This is a genomic window from Flavobacterium cyclinae (assembly GCF_021172145.1).
Lineage (GTDB): Bacteria > Bacteroidota > Bacteroidia > Flavobacteriales > Flavobacteriaceae > Flavobacterium > Flavobacterium cyclinae.
On the sequence record NZ_CP089095.1, the window covers coordinates 803,553 to 828,550 of the forward strand.

At 32.7% G+C, this 24,998-nt stretch carries 24 protein-coding genes and 1 tRNA gene; 9 read left to right on the forward strand and 16 right to left on the reverse strand.

The window, feature by feature from the left end:
* Positions 1–71 precede the first annotated feature (71 nt).
* From lepB to LOS86_RS13650, 10 genes are all read right to left on the reverse strand, one after another.
* Positions 72–1,829, reverse strand: coding sequence for a signal peptidase I (lepB, locus tag LOS86_RS03780; RefSeq protein WP_231843305.1), 1,758 nt, complete (start codon positions 1,827–1,829; stop codon positions 72–74).
* Positions 1,830–1,874: 45 nt separating this feature from the next.
* Positions 1,875–2,237 carry a four helix bundle protein gene (locus LOS86_RS03785; protein WP_231843306.1) on the reverse strand — a complete coding sequence of 121 codons (363 nt, stop codon included), beginning with the start codon at positions 2,235–2,237 and terminating at the stop codon, positions 1,875–1,877.
* 43 nt (positions 2,238–2,280) lie between these two features.
* Positions 2,281–2,982: a 4-hydroxy-tetrahydrodipicolinate reductase gene (gene dapB, locus LOS86_RS03790; RefSeq protein ID WP_231843307.1), complete on the reverse strand. Its 702-nt coding sequence runs from the start codon at positions 2,980–2,982 to the stop codon at positions 2,281–2,283.
* A gap of 44 nt (positions 2,983–3,026) precedes the next feature.
* On the reverse strand, positions 3,027–3,587 hold the full coding sequence (locus LOS86_RS03795) for a DUF5683 domain-containing protein (RefSeq protein ID WP_231843308.1): 561 nt from the start codon (positions 3,585–3,587) through the stop codon (positions 3,027–3,029).
* Complete coding sequence (locus LOS86_RS03800; protein WP_231843309.1) at positions 3,587–4,483, reverse strand: ParB/RepB/Spo0J family partition protein; 897 nt, start codon at positions 4,481–4,483, stop codon at positions 3,587–3,589. The genes LOS86_RS03795 and LOS86_RS03800 overlap by 1 nt, the downstream gene beginning before the upstream one ends.
* Before the next feature lie 9 nt (positions 4,484–4,492).
* The gene (locus LOS86_RS03805; RefSeq protein ID WP_231843310.1) at positions 4,493–5,257 is read right to left on the reverse strand and encodes a ParA family protein; all 765 of its coding nucleotides are present in this window, start codon (positions 5,255–5,257) and stop codon (positions 4,493–4,495) included.
* Between the two features lie 152 nt (positions 5,258–5,409).
* A complete protein-coding gene (locus LOS86_RS03810) occupies positions 5,410–7,839 on the reverse strand; it encodes a T9SS type B sorting domain-containing protein (RefSeq protein WP_231843311.1) in 2,430 nt (809 codons plus the stop codon).
* Positions 7,840–8,029: 190 nt separating this feature from the next.
* Entirely contained in the window at positions 8,030–9,157 is a 1,128-nt protein-coding gene (locus LOS86_RS03815) for a methionine aminotransferase (RefSeq protein WP_231843312.1), read from the reverse strand.
* Positions 9,158–9,164: 7 nt separating this feature from the next.
* Positions 9,165–9,647 carry a DUF6169 family protein gene (locus tag LOS86_RS03820; protein WP_231843313.1) on the reverse strand — a complete coding sequence of 161 codons (483 nt, stop codon included), beginning with the start codon at positions 9,645–9,647 and terminating at the stop codon, positions 9,165–9,167.
* Positions 9,648–9,770, reverse strand: a complete 123-nt coding sequence (locus tag LOS86_RS13650) for a hypothetical protein (RefSeq protein WP_255674288.1) — start codon at positions 9,768–9,770, stop codon at positions 9,648–9,650.
* A 151-nt stretch (positions 9,771–9,921) separates the two neighbouring features.
* On the opposite strand from LOS86_RS13650, the gene LOS86_RS03825 reads away from it, so the two are divergent.
* The 3 genes from LOS86_RS03825 to LOS86_RS03835 all read left to right on the forward strand — a co-directional run bounded on the left by LOS86_RS03825 (position 9,922) and on the right by LOS86_RS03835 (position 12,729).
* Complete coding sequence (locus LOS86_RS03825) at positions 9,922–10,482, forward strand: hypothetical protein (protein WP_231843314.1); 561 nt, start codon at positions 9,922–9,924, stop codon at positions 10,480–10,482.
* Positions 10,483–10,550: 68 nt separating this feature from the next.
* A complete protein-coding gene (locus LOS86_RS03830) occupies positions 10,551–10,757 on the forward strand; it encodes a helix-turn-helix domain-containing protein (protein ID WP_231843315.1) in 207 nt (68 codons plus the stop codon).
* Positions 10,750–12,729: a DUF2075 domain-containing protein gene (locus LOS86_RS03835; protein ID WP_231843316.1), complete on the forward strand. Its 1,980-nt coding sequence runs from the start codon at positions 10,750–10,752 to the stop codon at positions 12,727–12,729. Before LOS86_RS03830 ends, LOS86_RS03835 begins: the two co-directional genes overlap by 8 nt.
* Before the next feature lie 57 nt (positions 12,730–12,786).
* Here the strand turns inward: LOS86_RS03835 and scpA are convergent, their stop codons facing one another.
* From scpA to udk, 4 genes are read right to left on the reverse strand one after another with little or no spacing between them, the layout of a single operon-like run.
* On the reverse strand, positions 12,787–14,928 hold the full coding sequence (gene scpA / locus LOS86_RS03840) for a methylmalonyl-CoA mutase (protein ID WP_231843317.1): 2,142 nt from the start codon (positions 14,926–14,928) through the stop codon (positions 12,787–12,789).
* Between the two features lie 48 nt (positions 14,929–14,976).
* The gene (locus LOS86_RS03845) at positions 14,977–16,356 is read right to left on the reverse strand and encodes a methylmalonyl-CoA mutase subunit beta (RefSeq protein ID WP_231843318.1); all 1,380 of its coding nucleotides are present in this window, start codon (positions 16,354–16,356) and stop codon (positions 14,977–14,979) included.
* Between the two features lie 11 nt (positions 16,357–16,367).
* Positions 16,368–16,721: an FtsB family cell division protein gene (locus LOS86_RS03850; protein WP_231843319.1), complete on the reverse strand. Its 354-nt coding sequence runs from the start codon at positions 16,719–16,721 to the stop codon at positions 16,368–16,370.
* The gene (gene udk, locus LOS86_RS03855; protein ID WP_231843320.1) at positions 16,721–17,329 is read right to left on the reverse strand and encodes a uridine kinase; all 609 of its coding nucleotides are present in this window, start codon (positions 17,327–17,329) and stop codon (positions 16,721–16,723) included. The genes LOS86_RS03850 and udk overlap by 1 nt, the downstream gene beginning before the upstream one ends.
* Before the next feature lie 188 nt (positions 17,330–17,517).
* On the opposite strand from udk, the gene LOS86_RS03860 reads away from it, so the two are divergent.
* Positions 17,518–17,592: transfer RNA gene (locus LOS86_RS03860), tRNA-Pro, on the forward strand.
* 133 nt (positions 17,593–17,725) lie between these two features.
* Positions 17,726–18,673, forward strand: a complete 948-nt coding sequence (trxB, locus tag LOS86_RS03865; RefSeq protein ID WP_231843321.1) for a thioredoxin-disulfide reductase — start codon at positions 17,726–17,728, stop codon at positions 18,671–18,673.
* Positions 18,674–18,741: 68 nt separating this feature from the next.
* Here trxB and LOS86_RS03870 read toward each other — a convergent pair whose 3' ends face one another.
* A complete protein-coding gene (locus tag LOS86_RS03870) occupies positions 18,742–20,190 on the reverse strand; it encodes a glyceraldehyde-3-phosphate dehydrogenase (RefSeq protein WP_231843322.1) in 1,449 nt (482 codons plus the stop codon).
* A gap of 146 nt (positions 20,191–20,336) precedes the next feature.
* Here LOS86_RS03870 and LOS86_RS03875 point away from each other — a divergent pair, with 146 nt between their 5' ends.
* On the forward strand, positions 20,337–20,975 hold the full coding sequence (locus LOS86_RS03875) for an acyloxyacyl hydrolase (RefSeq protein ID WP_231843323.1): 639 nt from the start codon (positions 20,337–20,339) through the stop codon (positions 20,973–20,975).
* A 56-nt stretch (positions 20,976–21,031) separates the two neighbouring features.
* Here LOS86_RS03875 and LOS86_RS03880 read toward each other — a convergent pair whose 3' ends face one another.
* Entirely contained in the window at positions 21,032–22,414 is a 1,383-nt protein-coding gene (locus LOS86_RS03880; RefSeq protein ID WP_231843324.1) for a Do family serine endopeptidase, read from the reverse strand.
* A 125-nt stretch (positions 22,415–22,539) separates the two neighbouring features.
* Here LOS86_RS03880 and dapF point away from each other — a divergent pair, with 125 nt between their 5' ends.
* From dapF to mltG, 3 genes are read left to right on the forward strand one after another with little or no spacing between them, the layout of a single operon-like run.
* Positions 22,540–23,328: a diaminopimelate epimerase gene (dapF, locus tag LOS86_RS03885; RefSeq protein WP_231843325.1), complete on the forward strand. Its 789-nt coding sequence runs from the start codon at positions 22,540–22,542 to the stop codon at positions 23,326–23,328.
* A gap of 25 nt (positions 23,329–23,353) precedes the next feature.
* A complete protein-coding gene (locus tag LOS86_RS03890) occupies positions 23,354–23,884 on the forward strand; it encodes a GNAT family N-acetyltransferase (RefSeq protein WP_231843326.1) in 531 nt (176 codons plus the stop codon).
* 11 nt (positions 23,885–23,895) lie between these two features.
* Entirely contained in the window at positions 23,896–24,936 is a 1,041-nt protein-coding gene (gene mltG / locus LOS86_RS03895; RefSeq protein WP_231843327.1) for an endolytic transglycosylase MltG, read from the forward strand.
* Positions 24,937–24,998 lie beyond the last annotated feature (62 nt).

Genomic DNA, 24,998 nt, shown 5'->3' on the forward strand with positions numbered 1-24,998 from the left:
ATTAAAGCACGAATTTCACTTATTAGCACGAAATAGTTGGTGATAATTAGTGAAATTCGTTTAAAATTATATTACGCTTCTTCTTTGTTTTTCTTCTTTTTTCTGAAATAATCAAAACCAAAGTAAGCCGCTAATGCAATTAAGAAAAATTGAAAATAGGATTTTGGTTGACCATCACCACTAACAGTAGTGAATAATCTGTCCCAACGAATACTCCAATTTTTAATTCCATCGTTAATGCCATCAATGCTCATCCAAATGAAAATAGGTTTTCCAACGATGTGATCTGCTGGAACAAATCCCCAATAACGAGAATCTTCAGAATTATGGCGGTTGTCTCCCATCATCCAAAAATAATCTTGCTTAAAGGTGTAAGAAGTCGCAATCTGACCATTAATTCTAATTTCATTACCATTTATTTTTAAATCATTTCCTTCGTATTCTTTAATGATTCTTTTGTAAAAAGGTAATGTTTCTTGATTTAATGCTACAGTTTTTCCAGCTGCTGGGATTTCAATAGGGCCTAGATTATCTTTAGTCCAATTTTTTTGGTTTGGACCATGAGGGAAAATCTCATATTTCTCAATAGTTTGTGTAACCGCTTTTTGAGATTTAATAAAGTTAACGATATCTGTTGGAATATAATCTACAAATAATAAGTTGTCATCTTTTCTAATAGTTGCACTTATTTTATTTTCTTTTAATTTTTCAACAATGTTTTCAATTTCAGAAATATTTTGTTTCGGGTCTAATTTAAAAACATAAGAAAAAATAGTATTTGTAGTATCAATGTTTTTTTGAAGAAGTTTTAATCCTTCAATTTTTTTCAATTTTTCTACATTTTCACTTGTGATTGCAGGAAATACTACTTTGTTTTGATATCGTTGAAATTTATCACTTCTGTAAGTGTTTAATTCAAAAAGTTGGTTTTCATTAATTGGAGTTTTCTCATCAAATTCAGTATAATAAGAATACTGTGTTTTTGCTCTTTCAGGTAAACTTTCAATTTTACCATTGATGAATAAGTCACCATTTTTTATTTCTAGTTTGTCTCCAGGTAAACCCACACATCTTTTTACATAATTTGTTTTTTTATCTATAGGCTTCTCTGCATATCTATGTAATCCATCTCTAAACATATATACCGTATCGGTTGGCCAATTGAATACTACAATATCATTGCGTTCGATTTTTTGTAACGCAGGAAAACGGAAATACGGTAAAGAAGGTTTTGATGAATATGATTTTGTTTTTATAAAAGGTAAGGTGTCATGAACCATTGGAGCAGCAATAGGTGTCATAGGAGTTCTTGCACCATAATGAAATTTACTAACAAATAAAAAGTCACCTACCAATAATGATTTTTCTAACGAAGAAGTAGGAATTGTGTAGGGTTGAATAAAATAGGTGTGAACTAAAGTAGCCACCACAACAGCAAACGATAATGAACCCAAAGTGTCCATTGTTTTGTTAGGCGCTTTTAAATCGCGATTTGCATGATAAGTCGTTTCTTGAGTATAGTTTACATAAGCAATGTAAAGGCCAAGAGTAACCACTCCTAGAACCATATCAGCAGTTGATTTTTTGCCAAAAGTCCTTAAAGTTTCAATCCAAATAATTGGAAATAAAAACAAATTAATTACGGGTATAAAAAGCAATAAGATCCAATATTTCGGACGATTGATGATTTGCATTAATACAATTCCGTTATATACCGGAACAAATGCTTCCCAAGCTTTTCTGCCTGCTTTTACATATAATTTCCAAGTCCCAATTCCATGAATTGCTTGAACCAATAAAATAAAAATTAACCAACTTGATATTTCCATAATATTATTTTTAGAAAAAAGAATATAGAGAATAGAATATAGACTTTACTGAAGTCCGTTTTGAAATCCCATTGCCATTCTCTGAAATTCTTCTAGTTTATTTTCAATTGTTTGATGTGTAATGTCGTCTATGTAATTTTTGTGTCGTGCTATAATAAGTTGAGTTGCTAATTCAAAAGATGAGCCTAACGAAATATCAATAAAATGGCTAAAAGATTTATCAGTTCGTGAAGACCCTTCAGCAATATTACTTTGAATAGAAATAGAACTTTTATTCATTTGAGAACTTAAATCGTATTGTTCATGCTTTGGAAAAAGAACTAAAATATCTGAAATGTCTTTGGCTATTTCTATTCCTAATAACCAAATTTTCAAATTTTTATAATTATGTCTTTTTTTTCCACTCATTCGCTCCGTTTTATAATGTCTATATTCTATTATCAATATTCTATTATCTTAAACCTAATACGTCTTTCATTGTAAAGACACCTTTTTTATCTTTTAACCATTCAGCTGCAACTACAGCTCCTAAAGCAAAACCTTCTCTGCTGTGTGCCGTATGTTTGATTTCGATTTGATCCACCTCGCTATCGTAAAAGATACTGTGTGTTCCAGGTACGTTTTCAATACGTTTTGCTTCAATATGGATTTCGTTGCTGATTGGAGTTTCTAGTGTCCAATTGGCATAATCTGTGTGTTTGATAACTCCTTCAGCAAGTGTGATAGCGGTTCCGCTTGGTGCATCTAATTTTTGAGTGTGATGAATTTCTTCCATTGAAACTTTGTATTGTTTCAAGTTGGCCATCATTTTGGCCAAATATTCATTTAATTCAAAAAATACATTTACACCTAAGCTAAAATTAGAAGCATAAATAAAACTTCCGTTCTTTTCTTCACACAATTGTACCATTTTAGGGTAATCTGCTAACCAACCTGTAGTTCCTGAAATTACTGGAATTCCGTTGTTTAAACATTCTGAAATGTTTCCTACAGCACTAGTTGGAACACTAAAATCTATGGCGACATCTGCATTTAATAATCCGTCAAATGAATTGTTTTGATCTTTTTTTAATACGATTTCATGACCTCTTTCTAAAGCTATTCTTTCAATAACTTTACCCATTTTTCCGTATCCTAAAAGTGCAATTTTCATAATTCTTAGTTGTTCAGTTATCCAATTTGTTAGCCAATGATATGTTAAAATCGAAAAGTAAGTGTCATTCCGTAATTAAATTGATAATCAATTTGGTTTTGATTCATATCAGGTTTAATAGATAAGTTGTCATTTACATTAAATTGCATTAAATGTGCATCTATATTAGCATCTACAATGTTTAAAATGTAAATTAATCCTGTAATTAAGGCTGATAAATCTCTGTTTTTTTGATGGAATTTTTGAGCACGTATCAAACGATCGTTATCTAAACCACCATAAATGGGATGTTCAGGATCATAAGTACCATCTAAACGTCTTTTATATTCGTTTCTGTATTCTTGATATTTATTTTGATTCCAAGTGTAATAATAAATACCAGCTCCTAATCCAGCGTAAACTAATGGAATTTTCCAATATTTTTTGTTGTAAGCCTGACCAAGTCCCGGAACTAAAGCCGAATAAAATGCTGCTCTAGCAGGACGATTTGGGTCAATAATAGCTTTTACAGTATCTTGCGGAAGTAAACTAATTTCTTCTTGTGCTTTCCCTTTGTAAGTAAGAAAAAGACAAGTTACTATAAATATGTAATGCAGTTTTTTCACTAAGAATTAATTAGTTTCAAGATACGATTAAAGTCTTCTTCAGAATGAAATGGGATAGTGATTTTTCCTTTTCCATTGCCAGCTAATTTAACGTCTACTTTTGTTCCAAAGTAATTTGCAAATGCTTTTTTCTCTTCTTCTTTAATATCAAAAGAGCTTGATTTAGGTTTTGAAGTCTTTGGTTTTAAGCTGTCTTGATAATTTTTTACTAAGGCTTCTGTTTCTCTAACCGAAAGATTTTGCGTTACCACTTTATGATAAATATCGCTTTGTACATCTTGATTGTCAATGTTAATCAATGCTCTTCCGTGTCCCATTGAAATAAAACCATCTCGCATTCCGGTTTGAATGATTGGGTCTAATTTTAATAAACGAAGATAATTGGTAATCGTAGAACGTTTTTTACCTACACGCTCACTCAATTCTTCTTGCGTTAAATTAATTTCTTCGATTAATCTTTGATACGAAATCGCCACCTCAATTGGATCTAAATCATGACGTTGGATGTTTTCCACCAATGCCATAACCAATGATTCGTTATCATTAGCTAAACGAATGTAAGCCGGTATCGTTTTTAATCCGATTAATTTAGAAGCACGCAAACGACGTTCACCCGAAATCAATTGGAATTTATTAAATTCTAATTTTCTAACGGTTATAGGTTGAATTACACCAAGTTCTTTGATTGATTTGGCTAATTCTTGTAACGTTTCTTCATTGAAATTCGTTCTTGGTTGAAACGGATTAATTTCAATAGACTCTATATCTAATTCAATAATATTTCCTACAACTTTATCTGCGTTTTTGTCCTCAACTGATTTAATATCGTTTTCTGGATCTTTCAATAAAGCCGATAATCCTCTTCCTAAGGCTTGTTTTTTTACCGCTTTTGTCATCTTACTCTATTATTGATTTTTCTTAATAATTTCTTCTGCTAAGTTTAAATAGTTTGAAGCTCCTTTACTCGTTGCATCATAATTAATGATGCTTTCTCCAAAACTTGGAGCCTCGCTTAACTTAATATTTCTTTGAATTACCGTTTCAAATACCATATCGTTAAAGTGTTTTTGAACTTCTTCAACTACTTGGTTAGATAATCGTAATCGAGAATCGTACATAGTTAATAATAATCCTTCAATATCCAAGTTTGGATTGTGGATTTTTTGTACACTTTTAATGGTGTTCAATAATTTTCCTAGACCTTCTAAAGCAAAATATTCGCATTGAATAGGGATAACCACACTATCAGCAGCCGTTAAAGCATTTAAAGTTAACAACCCTAACGAAGGAGCGCAATCAATTAGAATATAATCGTATTTGTCTTTTACACTTTCCAAAGCCGTTTTAAGCATGTACTCGCGATTTTCTTTATCAACTAATTCAATTTCGATAGCAACCAAGTCAATATGAGCTGGAATCACCGAAACATTTGGAGCTGTACAAGAAACAGTTGCTTCCTCTGGAGTAGCACTATGTTCAAGGACTTGATACGAACCTGTTTCAACACTTTCTACATCAATTCCTAAACCCGAACTAGCATTTGCTTGTGGGTCAGCATCAATTAAAAGTACTTTCTTTTCTAAAACACCAAGAGAAGCTGCTAAGTTAACAGATGTAGTTGTTTTGCCAACACCACCTTTTTGATTGGCAATTGCAATGATTTTACCCATTTGATTATTGAAAATTTTAAGCCGTAAAAATACAATTATTTATGGTTTTTTCAAGGTAATTTTGTTAACAATGGGTTAAAGTGTTAGTTAAATGATTTACAATCTGACAAATAATAGGTTACAATCAAAATTTTATATGATAAGTTACCCTTTTATCGAATTAAACTAAAGTGAGAATTAATCGATTTTTGAACACCATTTTCTTCATATTCTAATCTAAACCAATAATCTGTAGAAGGTAGTTTGTTATTGTTAAAAGTGCCATCCCAAGCTGAATTTACAGGGTTTAGCTGTGTAAGTAATTTTCCAAATCGATCAAAAATGGTTATTTTCCAATTATTTAATATGGATATTCCTTCGATAGTCCAAAAATCATTTATTCCATCATCATTTGGAGTAAAATAATTGGGATAGTTTAAAATAAAAACATCCTCTGTAATGAAATAACCACACCCATTACTATCTAAAACTGTAATGGTATGATTTCCAATACTAACATTTTCAAAAACAGGACTTTCTTGTAATGCACCATTATCGAGTTGGTAGTAATAATTACCAGTTGGAAATGCATTTATAGTAATACTTTGATTCTCTGTAAAAATTCCAGAAACACTATACGAAAAACTTTGTAATTGCGATTCTAAAATGGTAACAGAAATTGTTTGAGGGTTTGCACAAGAACCTAAACTTGGTGTAAACGTATAATTACCTGAATTCAAATTGTCAATTGTTGCTGGTGACCATGTTCCAGTAATTCCATTAGGAGATGTAGTTGCTAAAATTGGAGGTGTATCTCCAGAACATAACGAAATACTATTAGGAAAATCAGGTGAAAAATTATTTCCAACTGTAATGTTTATTTGGTATGGAGTAATAATTTCACAGGGTCCAGTTTGAGGTGTAAAAGTATAAGTTGTAGTTCCTGATATTGAAGTGTTAATCGCTGAAGGACTCCAAGTTCCTAAAATTGGAGTAGCGTTTGATGATGCAGAAGGCAAATTTTCAGGTATTGCATTTAAGCAATATGTAGTTGTTAACGGAGGAAAAACCAATGCAATTGTAGTAGAAGGTGTTACCGTAACAATTATAGTTTCAGGTGTTCCTTCACATCCGTTTAGAATAGGAGTAACTACATAGGTTACAGTTCCAGAAGTAGCTCCATTATATTGTAATGTTTGATTAATTGTAGTTCCGGAACCATTTGAAAATCCTGTAACATCAGAAGATGATGCAGTCCAATTCAAAGTGGCATTTACATCAGAAGCAACTAGTGTAATCGAGGTATTGGTATTGGTACACAAAGTAGTTGGCCCAGAAGAAGTTATTGAAATTGCCGGTAATAATGTTACTGCCGTTCTTGTATTGCTTCTGCATCCACTTGAAATAGTGATGGTTTCAGCATAGTAAGTTCCTATGGAAGTCGGTGAATAAGTAGTTGAATTGGCTAATAAAAGATTTCCATTTGTTGGGCTATCATACCAATCCACTGTTTCTCCAGCTAGTAAACTAACGCTTAAACTCGTAGCTTGATTAGTACAAAATCGTTGATCTCCATTTGAAGTGGGAGCGTTAGGTGCAGGATTAATAATTACACTGTAAACATCAGAAAAAGTAGAGCAAAACGGATTGTTTAAATTCGCAATATCTTGTGCTACTTTTACACGGTAATACGTGGTGGTAGTTAAAGTAGGAATAGAAAAATTTGCAGATGTTTCACCCGTAATATCCGTGAAATTTGTGTTGTCGTTACTTTGTTGCCATTGGTAAACATGTGAAATACTTCCAGATGTAATAACTTCTAAATTTGGATTTGTTATTTCAGAATTTGGGCAGATCGTCATGGTGTTTCCAGAAATAGAAGTGTTAATAATCGTACTATTTTCACCACAAGCTCTAAACATAATATCGTCAATAGCTAAGTCATTTCCGCAACCACCGCCACCGTTATTTCGCATTTTTAAAATTACCGAAGTTTGTCCTGCCGGCATCGTAAAAACCAAACCAAATTGATTCCATATGGGAGTAGTTGTGCCTGCAATATTTCCAGTATTTCCAGAACGAAGCAAAATAGTGTCGGTTTCATCCCAAATTTCAAATGTAACATTGATAGGAATTCCAGAACCAGGACAAGCACCAGAAGCCGCATTGTAAATATTGATTAACCAAGCCGAAAATTCAAAACGTGTGTTGCTACACAATCCTGTTACGGTTCTTCTGTAAAATTGTCCTGGAGTATTGCTAGCATTTACAATTAAACATTTTCCGTTAATTCCATCTGGTTCATTATCGGGAGTTCTGTCAAGTGAATTGTGCCAGTTATTTGGGATTAAATTAGTTCTGTTGTAAATTGTATATTGACCATCTTGTGGAAATCCAGAATTGACAAAAGTATAGTTGGTAATACCAACCGGCAGAGCAGGGCCATAAGTTGTACCACTTCCAAAATTCTCATAAAATATTGGTGCACCACTACTACCTGTGCAAAATCCTAACTGTCCAAAGGAGTTTGAAGTGTAACAAAATAAAACAATAAAAATCCAATATTGCTTTGTTAGTAAAGGGATGTTTTTCTTTTTATTCATAACTGCTTAAAATTAAAACTTCTTTTTAAGAGTTTGAAGCGAAAATCTATCATAAAAACTATACAAAAAACGATATAGTACAATCATAATAAATAATGTTGGTTAGCTGAAATTACCCTCAATTATATGTTGTTTTGTATAGGTGTTGTTTAGGTTAATTTGGGTTCAAAAAATCAATTAGACAAGGATTTTATATAGCACAAAGCTTATTAGCCGCTTTTATTAAAGTTTCATCCGTTTTAGCGAAACAAAAACGAAGCATATGTCTATCCGTATTATCGTTATAAAAAACAGAAATCGGAATCGAAGCCACACCATGATTTACAATCAATTCTTTAGCAAAATCCACATCGTTTTTATTCGAAATTTGGTTATAATTCACTACTTGAAAATACGTTCCATCGCAAGGCATTAACTCGAATCGACTGTTTTTGATTAGATTTTGAAACAAATCGCGTTTGTGTTGGTACATTTTGGAAACTTCGCTAAAATCAACCACATCTAAGTATTCCGAAATAGCATGTTGCGAAAAACTATTCACACTAAATACCAAAAACTGATGCACTTTCTTCATTTCGTACATTAGATGTTCAGGAGCAATTAAATAACCCACTTTCCAACCCGTAACATGCAACGATTTTCCAAAAGAAGAAGCGATGATGGCTCTTTCGACTAATTTCGGACGTGTATTAAACGAAATATGAGGTTGTGAAAACGTAATGTATTCATACACTTCGTCACCCAAAATAAGGATTTGAGGATGTTTTTCTAAAATAGTTTCCAAAGCTTCAAAGTCACTTTCTGTCCAAATTCTTCCCGTTGGATTGTGTGGATTATTGATGACAATCATTTTTGTTTTAGCTGAAATTGCGCTTTCAATTCGGTTGAAATTGGGCGTATAATCATCGTTTAATGAAACACGGACTGGTTTTCCACCGGAAACTAAAACCGAAGGTTCGTAACTGTCATAACTTGGATCTAAAATCAACACTTCATCATCCTGATTCACAAATGTGTTAATAGCAGTAAAAACGCCTTGTGTAGCACCAGCAGTAATCAAAATTTCGGTTGCCGTATTGACTTTTCTAACGTATTGTTTTAACGTTTGATTCGCAATTTTTACCAATAACGAAGGCAAACCTGCCATCGGTGTATATTGGTGAATGTTTTCTCTAATAATACGCTCCGAAATTTGTAACAAACGTTCGTCTTCAGGGAAATTTGGAAATCCTTGCGATAAATTAATAGCTCCGTGCTCATTCGCTAATTGCGACATTACAGAGAAAATACTGGTGGTGATGTTAGGAAGTTTTGACATGAGATAATTATTTCATACTTGAAAAATCATCAAGTTGTGTTTTGATATGTTGTTTTACTATTTCGATATTATGAAACTCATTTTTGAATATGAATTCGAGTTTGTAATAAATTTCTTCTTCAGGGATTTCATAATTGATTTCCAATTTTGAAAATTCTTTATTATCAGATTTTGAATACCATTTGTCAAATAGTTTACTTCTAAAAAGTTGTTTGTTATCTAAACTATCACAAACATAGTGTAGTAAACTATCAGGATAAGATGTAAAGAAATCAAAAATAATCTCAATGATTGTATTTTCAATCAAATCGTCTTTTATGAATTTCTTGTTGTTTAATTCTCCAAAATCTATGGCATAAAGTCTATTGAAATTGTCATTTTCTAAATCCATTTTTTTAAACGAAACGTAATATTCTAAACCATGCTTGGTTAAAAAAGTAAAAAGAGGGTCATTGCCCTCTTTTGTATATGAATATGAATTCGTGCTCATTTATTTTTTTGAAGCCTTAATTTTTGCCACAACAATTTCGCGGTTTTCTTTTTTTAAAGCAACCATTTTTTTCAATGTAGCAGCCATTTTGCTATCTGCTGTTATTGTAATTGTTTGTTTCATACTTATGCAAATGTATAATAATTTGTAATATTCTCAAAAATTATTCCAATTTATTCTTTTTGAGCGGATTAGTTGTTATTTTATATTTTTTGAGAATACACACGCTCTAATTTCTTCAAATTACTTTATTTTGTGATTTAATTCTGAGATTTTGAAGATAGTTATTCTAACACCAATGGAAATTGAGCGAGAGAAAGTCTTAAACGCTTTAGCTCGAATTCCGAATTTGAATCATACATACGAAGTAATCGTTTCTGGAATTGGTCGTGAAAGTACGGCTAAGGCGATGATGCATTTGCCAGCTCATGATGTTTGCGTTTTAATGGGTTTTGCAGCTGTAGTAGGAAAAGAAGCCCATTTACCTGATTATTTACATTTAGGAAAACCTATCGAAATTACCAATGCTTCGCTATATGGTTACGAAGGTAGCTTGTTTGAAAACGGAAAACCCATTATCACAGAAAAACCAAAGCTAAATTTACCTTGTTTGTCTTCTTTAACTTCCGATAAGTTTGTACGAACAACCGATTTAGCTGAAAAAACGGTTGTAAACATGGAAGATTACACTTTTAAATTTTTGAAAAAACCACAAGATTTTATCGTGCGCATCATCTCCGATTTTTTACCACACGAAACCGAAATCGACTTTTTTGAAGAAGTGAAAAGTATTGATTTTTTGGAAGGTGTTAAGGCTGTGGATGGGGTGAAGTAAATTCTAATTTTATTTTTGTAGACAATACTCCGTTGTTTAGTAGTCTTCATTTTTTAAACTTTGAGGCTATGAATATTAAACAAAAATTTGGTCTCAAAGTAAAAGAATTGCGAAAAGTAAAAAATTTGTCGCAAGAAAAATTAGCGAACTTAGCTGAAATTGACAGAACATATTTGCCAACGATAGAAAAAGGAGAAAGAAATGTTTCGATTGAAGTTGTTGAAAAATTAGCAAAAGCTCTTGATGTAAAAATTAAAGATTTATTCGATGAATAGGTCATATTACTCAAATTCTATTGAAGAATTTATCAAAGAAGACGTTAATTCAATTTACGGAAAAATTTCAGGAAATTATGATTTGAATAAATTGACTATTCAACAGTCAAATGCATGGAAAAAGCAAATCGAAATTTTAAAACAATCCATTTCTTTATTTAGCGGAAAGATTTATTTCGAGTTTACAATCCCAAGAATGGGAAAAAGAGTTGATAATATTTTAATTATTGATAATTGTATTTTTGTTTTAGAATTTAAAATTGGTTCTGATATTTATGATAAATCAGCTAAAGAACAAGCTTTTGATTATGGGTTAGACTTGAATAATTTTCATGAAGGAAGTCATAACAAAAATTTAATACCAATCTTAGTTGCAGATAAAGCTCCTTCAATTATAAATATATCTTCAAAAAGTTTAGATTGCTTGCATCAGACTATTTGCGCAAATTCTTCTAATCTTAAAGATGTAATTAATAACACCCTACAAAATTTAAAATCTTTTGAGAAGATAGATATAAAGTTTTGGGAAGAATCTATTTATAAGCCTACTCCAACAATTATTGAAGCCGCAACTGCTCTATATAAAAAGCATAATGTTTTAGAAATTTCAAGAAGTGATTCAGGTGCTGAAAATTTATCAGTAACATCAAATTGTATTTCAGAAATAATTGATTTTTCAAAAAGGAATAATAAAAAATCTATTTGTTTTATTACTGGAGTTCCTGGAGCAGGAAAAACACTGGCAGGTTTAAATATCGCGAACATACGTTCAAATTATATTGAGGAAGAGCATGCAGTTTTCCTTTCGGGAAATGGTCCATTGGTTGATGTTTTAAGAGAAGCTTTAACAAGAGATAAAGTAAAGTCTGCATTGGAAAATGGAGAAAAATTATCAAAAGAAAATGCAAAATCTCAAGTTAAATCATTCATACAAAATATCCATCATTTTAGAGATGCATCTTTAAGAGATGACAAAGCACCAATTGAAAAAGTAACAATATTCGATGAGGCTCAAAGAGCTTGGACAAAGGAACAAGCATCGAGTTTTATGAAAAGAAATAAAGGAAATTCTGAATTTAATAAATCTGAACCTGAATTCTTAATTGAAGTTATGGACAGGCATAAAGATTGGTGTACAATAGTCTGTTTAATAGGAGGAGGACAAGAAATTAATACAGGAGAGGCAGGTTTAGAAGAATGGATTAGACCTTTTGATCATAAATTTAAAGATTGGGATATTTATTATTCATCAAAAATAATAGAAGATGATAATTATATAAAGGACAATTATGCCTTAGAAATTTTAAAAAATAAAAAAGCTGAAAGAAAAGATGAACTTCATTTGTCAGTTTCCTTGCGTTCATTTAGAAGCTCTCAATTATCAAGTTTTATTCAAGAGATTATAAATAATGATATTGTAAAAGCAAATAGTATTTATAAGGAGTTTATTGAAAAAGATTATCCAATTAGAATAACTCGTGATTTAGAAAAAGCAAAAAACTGGTTAAATAATCAAGCAAAAGGAACAGAAAGAACTGGGATTATTGCATCGTCGGGTGCTATTCGATTAAGACCTTTTGGATTAAATGTAAAAGCTAAGATTGATGCGCCAATATGGTTTTTAAATGAGAAAGAAGATATTCGTTCATCATATTTTTTGGAAGAAGTTGCTACAGAATTTGATATTCAAGGATTGGAATTAGATTGGACTTGTGTTGCTTGGGATGGTGATTTGTTTTATAATAATAATCAATGGAATTATAAAAAGTTTACGGGAACAACATGGAAAAATTGCAGTAATACTGAAAGAATAAAGTATTTGATTAATTCTTATAGAGTTTTATTAACAAGAGCAAGACAAGGTATGATTATTTATATTCCGAATGGAAATAATGAAGATTTAACTAGGCCACACTTTATGTATGATGGGACATTTGAATTTTTTATTAAAATCGGGATTAAAGAAATTTAGATAAAAAAAAACACCAACATTTCTGCTGGTGTTTTTTGTTTTTATATTGAATTTAGATTAGTCCTCCAATAAAACCTCTAAAATCGTAATCGCGGCATCGCTAATTTTAGTTCCAGGACCAAAAACCGCCACTGCTCCGGCGTCGAATAAGAATTGGTAATCTTGTGCTGGGATAACACCACCAACAATTACCATAATATCTTCTCTTCCGTATTTTTTTAGTTCTTCGATAACTTGAGGTACTAAGGTTTTGTGTCCCGCTGCTAAAGAAGAAACACCTAAAATATGCACGTCATTTTCAACCGCTTGTTTAGCTGCTTCTTGTGGCGTTTGGAATAATGGTCCAATGTCTACGTCAAAACCTACATCGGCATAACCTGTTGCTACTACTTTAGCACCACGATCGTGACCGTCTTGTCCCATTTTCGCAATCATAATACGAGGACGACGCCCTTCTTTCTTAGCGAAAGCATCGGCTAATTGTTTTGCTTTTTCAAAACTTTCGTCGTTTTTAATTTCTTTACTATACACGCCGCTAAAACTTCTAATTTGTGCTTTATATCTTCCAAAAACAGTTTCTAAAGCATCACTAATTTCACCTAATGTTGCTCTGTTTCTTGCTGCTTCTACTGCTAAAGATAATAAATTTTCACCACCATTTTTAGCGCTTTCGGTTAATTTTGCTAAACATTCGGCAACTTTAGCGTTATCGCGAGTGGCTTTAATTTGTTCTAAACGTTCAATTTGTTGTTTGCGCACCATTTGGTTGTCCACATCCAAAATATGTAACGGATCTTCTTTTTCCAAACGGTATTTGTTCACCCCAACAATAATATCTTGTCCGCTGTCGATACGTGCTTGTTTGCGCGCAGCAGCTTCTTCAATTCTTAGTTTTGGAATTCCAGCTTCAATCGCTTTTGTCATTCCTCCTAATTCTTCTACTTCTTCAATTAATGCCCAAGCTTTTTCAGCAATTTCGGCAGTTAAACTTTCTACATAATAACTTCCTGCCCAAGGATCCACCGTTTTACAAATTTTGGTTTCTTCTTGTAAAAAGATTTGGGTGTTACGCGCAATTCGAGCTGAGAAATCGGTTGGTAAAGCAATCGCTTCATCCAAAGCATTGGTGTGTAACGATTGTGTTCCTCCAAAGGCTGCTGCCGCTGCTTCAATAGCAGTTCGAGCTACGTTATTAAAAGGATCTTGCTCGGTTAAACTCCAACCCGAAGTTTGGCAATGCGTTCTTAAAGCCAATGATTTTTCGTCTTTTGGGTTGAATTGTTTCAATAGTTTTGCCCAAAGCATGCGACCCGCACGCATTTTTGCAATTTCCATGAAATGGTTCATACCAATTGCCCAGAAAAACGAAAGGCGAGGAGCGAAGGTATCAATATCCATTCCAGCGGCTAAACCGGTACGGATGTATTCCAAACCATCTGCTAAAGTGTACGCTAATTCAATATCTGCAGTAGCTCCCGCTTCTTGCATGTGGTAACCCGAAATCGAAATCGAGTTGAATTTCGGCATATTTTTACTCGTATATTCGAAAATATCCGCAATAATTTTCATCGAAGGCGTTGGTGGATAAATGTAGGTATTTCGCACCATGAATTCCTTCAAAATGTCATTCTGAATCGTTCCTGATAATAGGTTAGGTGCAACGCCTTGTTCTTCCGCTGCCACGATGTAGAAAGCCATAATCGGTAAAACCGCACCATTCATTGTCATCGAAACCGACATTTCCCCTAATGGAATTTGGTCGAAAAGTACTTTCATATCTTCCACCGAGTCAATTGCAACTCCCGCTTTTCCAACGTCACCCACCACTCGTTCATGGTCAGAATCGTAACCTCTGTGCGTCGCTAAATCGAAGGCAACTGATAAACCTTTTTGTCCAGCGGCTAAGTTTCTTCTGTAAAAAGCGTTACTTTCTTCCGCAGTTGAGAATCCTGCATACTGACGAATCGTCCAAGGTCTGCGAACGTACATAGTAGCGTATGGTCCGCGTAAATTGGGTGCAAAACCTGCTCCAAAACCAAGATGTTCTAAATCGGAAATATCTTCTTTAGAATAAGTTGGTTTAACTTCGATGCCTTCAGCAGTTGTAAATGAGTTTGGAGTTTGGAGTTTAGAGTTTGGAGTAACTTCTAACTTCTGACTTTTAACTTCTAACTTTAAATGTTGTATATCTTTTCTCATCTTTAGAGAATTTTTCAAATTAATAGAATTGGCACATTGACTAATTGGCTAAATTGCCTCATTATTCAATCGTTCTTGTTCTAATTTTTCAGCCAAGCGTTTTTCGATAATTGGTGTGATTAGCGTTTTTCTGGCGTTTTGTTTCACGAAAGGATACAATTCCAAGTCGTTTTTCATTTGGTCGTTTTTGTTTGGATATTTGTTAGTTCCCAATAAAACTTCTTTCCCAGAATCGAAAAGTTCTTGTTCTTTTTGAGCGCTTTCGTTGATTTTTCTTTGAATCGTTCCATCAATTAATTGCGAAATCAATCCGCCATTTTTCTCGATATCTTTGAATAATTCTAATGCTTTTTCTGCTAATTGCTCTGTTAATGTTTCAATGTAATAAGCGCCATCAGCTGGATTGTTTACCTTGTCGAAATAACTTTCGTGTTTTAAAACTAACAATTGGTTTCTCGAAATTCTATCTCCAAACTCGTTGTCTTTATGGTAAATCGCATCGTAAGCTAAATTCGCAACCGCATCGGCTCCACCTAAGATGGCCGACATACATTCCGTAGTCGTACGCAACATGTTGACGTTGTAATCGTATAAAGTTTTGTTACGTTTTGTTGGTGTAGCGATGATATGACAATCGAAATTATGATTGTATTCTGCTGCTAATGTGTTGAATAAAAGACGTAAGGCTCTTAGTTTTGCAATTTCAAAAAAGTAATTTGTTCCAACAGCCACTTCAATCGTAATCGATTGGTTGATAGCTGGAATTCTATTGAAATATTCGTTTGCTTGCGCTAATGCGTAAGCCAATTGTTGTACGATATTCGCACCAGCGTTTTGATAAATTCTGCTTGAAATTGTTAAAAATGAAACAGTTGATTTTGAAGCAATTGTGTTTAGTTTCTCAATATCTTTTTCAAGATTTTCAAACCAATTTCCGTCCTTTGCTAATTGTCCGATTGGGTCATTTTGAATAAAGATGTTGGCTTTATTTTTTGACGCAAATTCATTTATTTTAGAAACGAAATCGTTTGAAAGAAAAGGTAAATGGAAATAATAATTCACATTTTCTAAGGGAAGATTTTGCATCAATTCTTCAATGGAAACCGAATCATTTTCTAAAGTAAACCGAACACTTTCAGCTCCTCTTTGTAACGTTTCTAGCGCACGAGCATTCGATTTTCTTACATCGTGAACAAAAATATTTTGAACTATTGCAAAAGGTTTTGAAGGAGTAATGGGATTTAGATTTACTTCTTCCGACACTTCGGAATCATCATTATGATAAAACGGTTTTACTTTAATACCTTCTGGACTTTCCCAAACTAAAGTTTCGTTGTAATCAGCACCTTTTAGTTCGTATTGAATTTTTTGCTTCCATTGTTTAGAAGAAACGGCTTCAAAATCGGAAAATAAATTGTTGTTAGCCACGAATTATATGTTTAATTGTTACTAGTTGTTTTTTCGGCAGCCGCTTTCTTTTCGTCTTCAAATTCGATGATGTAGATGTCTTCGTTATCGCGTTTCATGTAATATTTCTCGCGCGCATATTTTTCTACACGATCATCATTTTTCAACTCTTTGATTTTTATGCTGTCTTTTTTGATTTCAGTTTTATAATACTGGATATTGTTTTCAATTTCGTCAATTTCTTTATCCAAAACCCGATGTTCTAAATAGGAATAATTGTCGAAAAAAAGCATCCAAACAGAAAAAAGAATTAACACCAAAACGTAGCGATTCATTACGAATGCTAAAAACGGATATTTGGCAATTAAATTCTTGATTTTGTTCATTATGCGATTCTTTGATTAATAACGGCACGCACTACGTCAATAGCAACCGTATTGTATTTGTCATTTGGAATTATAATATCAGCAAAAGCTTTTGTAGGCTCGATGAATTGTTCGTGCATCGGTTTTAAAGTAGTTTGATAACGATTCAAAACTTCTTCCATATCACGACCACGTTCTGCAATATCACGTTTTAAACGACGAATTAAACGCTCATCTGAATCTGCGTGAACGTATACTTTTATATCGAACATGTCTCTTAATTCAGGATTTGTTAGAATTAAGATACCTTCTACAATCATAACCTGTCTTGGATGTGTAATTATTTTGTCATCTGTTCTATCATGAGTTACAAATGAATAAACAGGTTGTTCAATCGTTTTTCCTGCTTTTAAATCTTTAAGATGTGCTACTAATAATTCAAAGTCAATTGCTCTTGGATGATCAAAATTGATTTTAGTACGTTCTTCGTAACTTAAATGATGCGTTTCTTTATAATATGAATCTTGAGAAATGATGCCTACTTCAGAAGAAGGTAACTCATTCATAATCTGATGAACTACTGTTGTTTTTCCACTTCCGGTACCACCGGCAATACCAATAATTAGCATATAGAATGTTGTCTAGGTTTATTTTAGCAAAAATAGAAATAATATTCTAAGTCTTTTTTGTTTTTGCTCATAAAGTTAAGAATATGTGCTAAAAAAATATAGGTTTTTTCCAGAAATAATTTATTTTAAAAAAAGATTTGATTTGTTTGGAACAATAGAAATTAGTTATATATTTGCACTCACAAATTCGGGGTGTAGCGTAGCCCGGTTATCGCGCCTGCTTTGGGAGCAGGAGGCCGCAGGTTCGAATCCTGCCACCCCGACAAAACCTTCTTGAAACATCAGGAAGGTTTTTTTATTTTAAAAAACTATATATTTATAGTTAAAACTAATTCATTTTTAAGAAATAATTTTAATTAAAAACTTACATTTGCTATTCTTAAAAGATTTAAAGTTATGTCAGATACAATTGAAAAAGTAAAATGCTTAATTATAGGTTCTGGTCCAGCGGGTTATACTGCGGCTATTTATGCGGCTAGAGCAAATATGAATCCTGTTTTATATCAAGGACAACAACCAGGTGGTCAGTTAACCACAACTAATGAAGTGGAAAACTTTCCAGGTTATCCTGAAGGTGTAACCGGACCTGAAATGATGGTACAGTTGCAAGAGCAAGCAAAACGTTTTGGTTCAGATATTCGTGATGGATGGGCTACAAAAGTAGATTTTTCTGGACCTATTCATAAAGTTTGGATTAATGATACGATTGAAATCCACGCAGAAACGGTAATTATTTCTACTGGAGCTTCAGCTAAATATTTAGGATTAGAATCGGAGCAACATTATTTAAAATTAGGTGGTGGAGTTTCGGCTTGTGCGGTTTGTGATGGATTTTTCTATAGAAATCAAGAAGTAGTAATTGTTGGAGCAGGAGATAGTGCTTGTGAAGAAGCACATTACTTATCTAAATTATGTAAAAAAGTAACGATGTTAGTGCGTAGCGATAAATTTAGAGCTTCTAAAATTATGGCAGAACGTGTACAAAAAACAGAGAACATCGAAATTTTAATGCACACCGAAACGGAAGAAGTTCTAGGTGACGGACAAGTAGTTACTGGAGTAAAAGTTAAAAACAGAGCTACCGGGGAAACAAAAGAAATTCCAGCAACAGGGTTTTTCGTAGCCATTGGCCATAAACCAAACACAGATATTTTTGCAGATTACATTACGTTAGACGAAACAGGTTATATAGTAAATGTACCAGGAAGTTCTAAAACGAATGTACCAGGTGTGTTTGTAGCAGGTGATGCTGCAGATCATGTATATCGTCAGGCAATTACGGCTGCTGGAACAGGTTGTATGGCAGCTTTAGATGCAGAACGTTATTTAGCAGCAAAAGAGTAATTTGATTACTGAATAAATAAAAAAGCTCCTATTGAAAAAATAGGAGCTTTTATTTTGAACGCTATCTACTAATAGTAGCTGTATCTTCTAACTTTAGCAATGTATTTTGCTAAACGAATAACTTGGTGACTGTAGCCATATTCGTTATCGTACCAAACGTACATTACAATGTTTTTTCCATCTCCAGAAACAATAGTGGCGTTACTATCAAAAATAGCAGGAGCAGAAGTTCCTACGATATCTGAAGACACTAATTCATTGTTTAAAGAGTATTTGATTTGCTCTACAAGATCACCTTCTAAAGCATATTTTTTCATAATGTTGTTAACTTCTTCAACTGAAGTGTTTTTTCCAACTTCTAAGTTCAATACTACTAATGAACCATTTGGAACAGGAACACGAATTGCATTTGAAGTTAATTTTCCAGCTAATGCAGGTAAAGCTTTGGCAACCGCACTTCCAGCACCAGTTTCAGTGATAACCATGTTTAAGGCAGCAGCACGACCTCTACGGTATTTTTTGTGCATGTTGTCCACTAAGTTTTGGTCATTCGTATAAGCGTGAATGGTTTCTAAGTGACCTTTTACCACACCTAAAGTGTCTTCAACCGCTTTTAAAACAGGAGTAATTGCATTGGTTGTACATGAAGCAGCTGAATAAATGTTAACTTCATCTGGGTTGTAATCTTCATGATTTACGCCGTAAACGATATTTGGAACTCCTTTTCCAGGAGCTGTTAATAATACTTTGTCAACTCCTTTTGAAGTTAAATGACGCTTTAGTGCTTCTTCAGTTGTGAAGGCTCCAGTATTGTCGATTACTAAAGCATCTTCAATTCCGTAAGCGGTATAATCAATTTCTTCTGGAGAATTTGCAGTAATGATATGAACTGTTGTTCCGTTAATCAATAGAGCATTGTTTTCTGGATCAGCAATAACTGAACCGTTGAAATCACCATGTACAGAATCATAACGTAATAATGAAGCTCTTTTTTCTAATAAAACTGCATCATTTTTATCTCTAGTTACAATTGCTCTTAAACGTAATTGTTGTCCTTTTCCAATTTTAGACATCATTTCACGAGCTAATAAACGTCCAATTCTACCAAATCCATATAAAACCACATCTTTTGGTTTAATTTCTTGGAAGTTTTTAGCATTTTTTAATTTGTCGATTACAAATGCTTTAGCATCGTTGTATTTGTCGTCTTCTAAATGATATTCGTAAGTTAATTTTCCAATATCAATTCTAGATGGTGGTAAATCTAAATCAACAATAGCGCTTGCAATTTCAACAGAATCAAAAACATTGATTGGTTTTCCAACAAAGGCACCAGCATATTCATGTAAATTGATAATTTCACTTACGTTTTTGTCGATTAATTGATTTCGGAATAAAACCAATTCAATTGATTTATCATACCATAAATCACTAATGATTTTAATAAATTCTACACCAGCTTTTCTTCTATCTGCCTGAAAAGCTAATTCTTTTTCGTATAAAGAGATATTGCTCATGAAAATAAATGTGTTGTTTTGTGGTGCAAAAGTATAGATTTCAATCGTTTTCGTAAAATTTATTTCAATTTTTTTTAGGGTAATAAAATCTATTCTTTTATAACACTTGAGTTTCGTTTATTTTTCTATTTTTGAAAAAAAATGAAATGAAATCAAAATCCCTATTCCTATTTGCCTTTTTTCTATTTTTTGTTCTTGGATATTCGCAGGATACCATTTCTAGGTTCAAATGGATAAGAACGGGTATTGTTATTGGTTATGCTTCTCAAAATACTATTATTAAGCAAGATTCTGATTACACATATGAGACAATGTGTATTAAATTTTCGAATCATTTAAATTTTAGCAGAAAAAATAAACATTCTTGGGAAATTCTGATTGAGCCAAGTTATTACAGATCCCAACATCAATTGTTAAATTACTGGTTTATAAGTCATACTGTTCCCAATGGTGATGAATTAAGGGCTAAATTCATGCCTTTAAAATCAATGAATGAATATGTGTTAAATATTGGAATTGTTTACAGACGATATTTGGATTTAAATTCATCTGTATTTGCAACATTAAATTCGGGACCCATGTATATTGATACCGATACAGAGCGTTTGAAAAAAGGTTTTGCTTTTAGTGATATTTTTACGCTTGGATACAACTATAAACGTAATAGAATGTCTTTTGATGCTAAGTGTGTTTTTAGACATGTATCCAACGCAGATCTTCAAATGCCAAATTTCGGACTTAATTCTGTGGGTTTTGAGTTGGGTACTTATTTTGAACTTAAATAAAAAAAATCGCAATATTTTATCATATTGCGATTTTATATTCTTTTGCCAAATATAGTTTACATAATTATACTGTACATCTGACCATTTTTAGAGATAATTTGGTATCTCGCTTTTTGGTTTTCTTTCTTCGCTAAATAACTAGAAACAGTTTCCATGTCTTTTGCAGGGCGGCCATCAATGCTAAGAATTACTGCTCCATCTAAAATGTCACTATACTCGGCATATTCTGCATTATTTACTTTTTTAATTTTGATACCTTCTTTTACATTAAATTGTTTTTTGTCAGCTGCATCAAGATCTTCAAATTCAATTCCGTTGAATTCGTAATTTAAAATTTCTTTTTTAGTCAACTTAACAGGAAGCGTTTTTTGTTTTCCATCGCGTAAAACGGTTACTTGAATGACATCGTTAGGTCTTTTCGTATTGATGTAAGCGGATAATTCTGAGAAACTAGTAATTTTTTTATCGTCTAATTGAACAATAATATCCCCTTTAGATACTCCAGCTTTTTCTGCACCTGAATTTTTAGTTACTTTATTAATATAAAATCCTTGAGTTTCTTTAATTCCTAATTCTTTTGCATAATTTGAATTCAATTCACCGCCTTCAATTCCTAAAACACCGCGTTGAACGTTTCCAAATTGCATTAAATCTTCAATAATTTTTCGAGTCAAATTCGATGGAACGGCAAATGAATAACCTGCATAACTTCCTGTTGGAGAAGAAATCATGGTGTTAATTCCAACTAGTTCCCCACGTGTGTTTACTAAGGCTCCACCGCTGTTTCCAGGATTTACAGCAGCATCCGTTTGAATAAAAGATTGAATTCCGTTGTTTGATAAATTTCTAGCTTTAGCAGATACAATTCCAGCAGTAACTGTAGAATTCAAGTTATACGGATTTCCAACTGCTAAAACCCATTCGCCTACTTTAATGGCATCTGAATCACCAAAAACCACATAAGGCAATTTTTCATCAGCATCAACTTTAAGAAGTGCAATGTCCATTTTTGAATCGGTTCCAACCAATTTTGCTTTATACGATTTATTGTCGTTTAAAGTTACTTCTATTTCAGTTGCATCCTGAATAACATGATTGTTAGTAACGATATAACCATCTTCGGTAATTATCACTCCAGAACCTGTACCAATTTGCGTTTGTTCTCTTGGTCCTTGGTAGCCGTAGAAAAATTCCATTAAAGGATTACTAGGTACTCTTGATACACTAACATTTTTGACGTGAACTACAGCGTGAACTGTGTTTTCGGCAGCAGTTGTAAAATCAATATTTTCTGCTCCTAAATTTACATTTTTAGCATAATTAGGTGATGCAAGTGAAATTTTACCTGTATTATTAGGTTCTAAAAAGAATTTGTAAGCGCCTAATGTTACGGCACCACTTAACAAAGAAACCGCTAATAAACTTCCAAATTTTTTCATATGTTTTTCATTTTTATTCACTCAAATTTATAACAAAAAATATTCCATTTTATTACTTTAACGCTCGATTAACAATGTTTAACATCTTATTAATAATTCGTACTTTTGTATAAACTAATTACACAATGCAACTTACATTTTATAAATATCAAGGAACTGGAAACGATTTTGTTATGATTGACAATCGTACAGAATTTTTTCCAAAAAATAACACCAAACTTATCGAACAATTGTGTGACAGAAGATTTGGCATAGGTGGTGATGGCTTAATTTTGCTAGAAAACCATCCACAAAATGATTTTAAAATGGTCTACTATAATTCAGATGGAAACGAAAGTTCAATGTGTGGAAATGGAGGTAGATGTTTGGTCGCTTTTGCAAAACATATGGGTGTTATTGAAAATAAAGCCGAGTTTGAAGCGATTGATGGATATCATTATGCAACGATTGATACAAATGGAATTGTAGCGTTACAAATGAAAGATGTTGATGTAATTAACCAACAAGAAAACTATACGTTTCTTAATACGGGTTCTCCTCATCATGTGCAAATAGTTAACGATTTAAAAGCCTTGGATGTAAAATCAGAAGGAGCAAAAATTCGTTATTCCGATTTGTATGGAAAAGCAGGAAGTAATGTCAATTTTGTACATCAATTGGAAAATGACATTTTTGCAGTTCGCACCTATGAGCGTGGTGTTGAAGATGAAACTTTGTCTTGTGGAACAGGCGTAACAGCAGTTGCTATTGCGATGCATCAAACTGGAAAAACAAACAACAACATCATAGATTTAAATGTAGAAGGCGGAAAACTAAAAGTACAATTTGATGTAGATAACGGAAAATACACTAACGTTTTCTTAATTGGACCCGCAACTTTTGTTTTTGAAGGGAAAATCATTTTAGATTTTTGAATTTGTAATTGAACTTGAAATCGAAATGATAACATTAAAAGGAACTAACATATACTTACGCGCACTTGAGCCCGAAGATTTAGAGTTTATCTATGCGATAGAAAACAATGAATCCATTTGGGATGTGAGTAATACGCAAACCCCATATAGTCGATTTTTGATTCGACAGTATTTAGAAAATGCACATCAAGACATCTATGAGGCAAAACAATTACGATTAGCAATTTGTTTAAACGATACCTTTGAAGCAGTAGGTTTGATTGATTTATTTGATTTTGATCCTAAAAATAACAGGGCTGGAGTAGGAATTGTAATTTCAAATGAAGCCAAACGAAATTCAGGAATAGGTTCAGAAGCTTTAGAACTTGTAATTCATTATGCATTTAATCAATTGCAATTGCATCAATTATATGCAAATATTGGCTCAAAAAATGATATTAGTATTTCCCTTTTTACTAAATTTGGCTTTGAAAAAATTGGAGTAAAAAAAGATTGGAATAAAATCAATCATCAATATGAAGACGAGTTGTTATTTCAATTAATTAATCAACATTAAATCGAATTTTCTTGAACATTAAAAAACTTATTTCAATAGTAGCGGTAGCTGGTATTGTAATTGCAACTATTTTAGGGGTTTATGTTTACTTTAAGGCTTTTACGCCGAATACACAATTTGCCCAAGATGAGGTGTTTGTTTATGTGCCAACAGGAGCTTCTTACGAAGAAGTTAAAGAAATGATTGCGCCTTTAGTTAAAGACATTGATAAATTTGATTTTGTTGCTTCTTCAAGAAATTATTCTGCCAATGTAAAACCTGGAAAGTTTTTATTTAAAAAAGACATGACCAGTTTTGATATGGTTAGAAGCTTGCGACTAAACGTTCCGGTAAAAGTAGCTTTCAATAATCAAGAAACATTAGGAAAGTTAGTGCAAAGACTTGCTACACAATTAGAGCCAGATAGTTTAAAATTAGAAGTAGCCTTTACTAATACTCCATTTATGGAAGAAAATGGCTTAACTGAAGAAACAGTTTTAGCTCTTTTTATTCCGAATACGTATGAGTTTTATTGGAATACAAAAGCCGAAAAAATTGCCCAAAAATTAGCAAAAGAATATCAGATTTTTTGGAATGCACAACGTTTAGAAAAAGCAAAAGCTTTAGGATTGACTCCTATTCAGGTTTACACTTTAGCTTCAATTGTACATAAAGAAACAGCAAAAGTTGATGAAAGACCAACGGTGGCCGGAGTTTACTTAAACCGTTTGAATCAAGATATGCCGTTACAGGCTGATCCAACTGTAATTTTTGCCTTAAAGAAACGATCTGGTGATTTTGATCAAGAAATTAAACGCGTTTTTTACAATGACTTGCGAATTAATTCGCCTTATAATACTTATATAAATAAAGGATTACCACCTGGACCAATTGCAATGCCAGATGTTTCAGCTATTGATGCGGTATTAAATGCAGAAAAGCATGATTATATTTATTTTTGTGCTAATCCCGATAAACCTGGATATCACGCTTTTGCATCCAGTTATGAAGCTCATCAAGTAAACGCAAAAAAATATGCTGATTGGGTTTCCAAACTAGGTATTGAACGTTAATTTTTTGTAACAAATTCCCGAACCTTCGAGATTGGGATTTTTTGTGGAATTTAAATCAATAT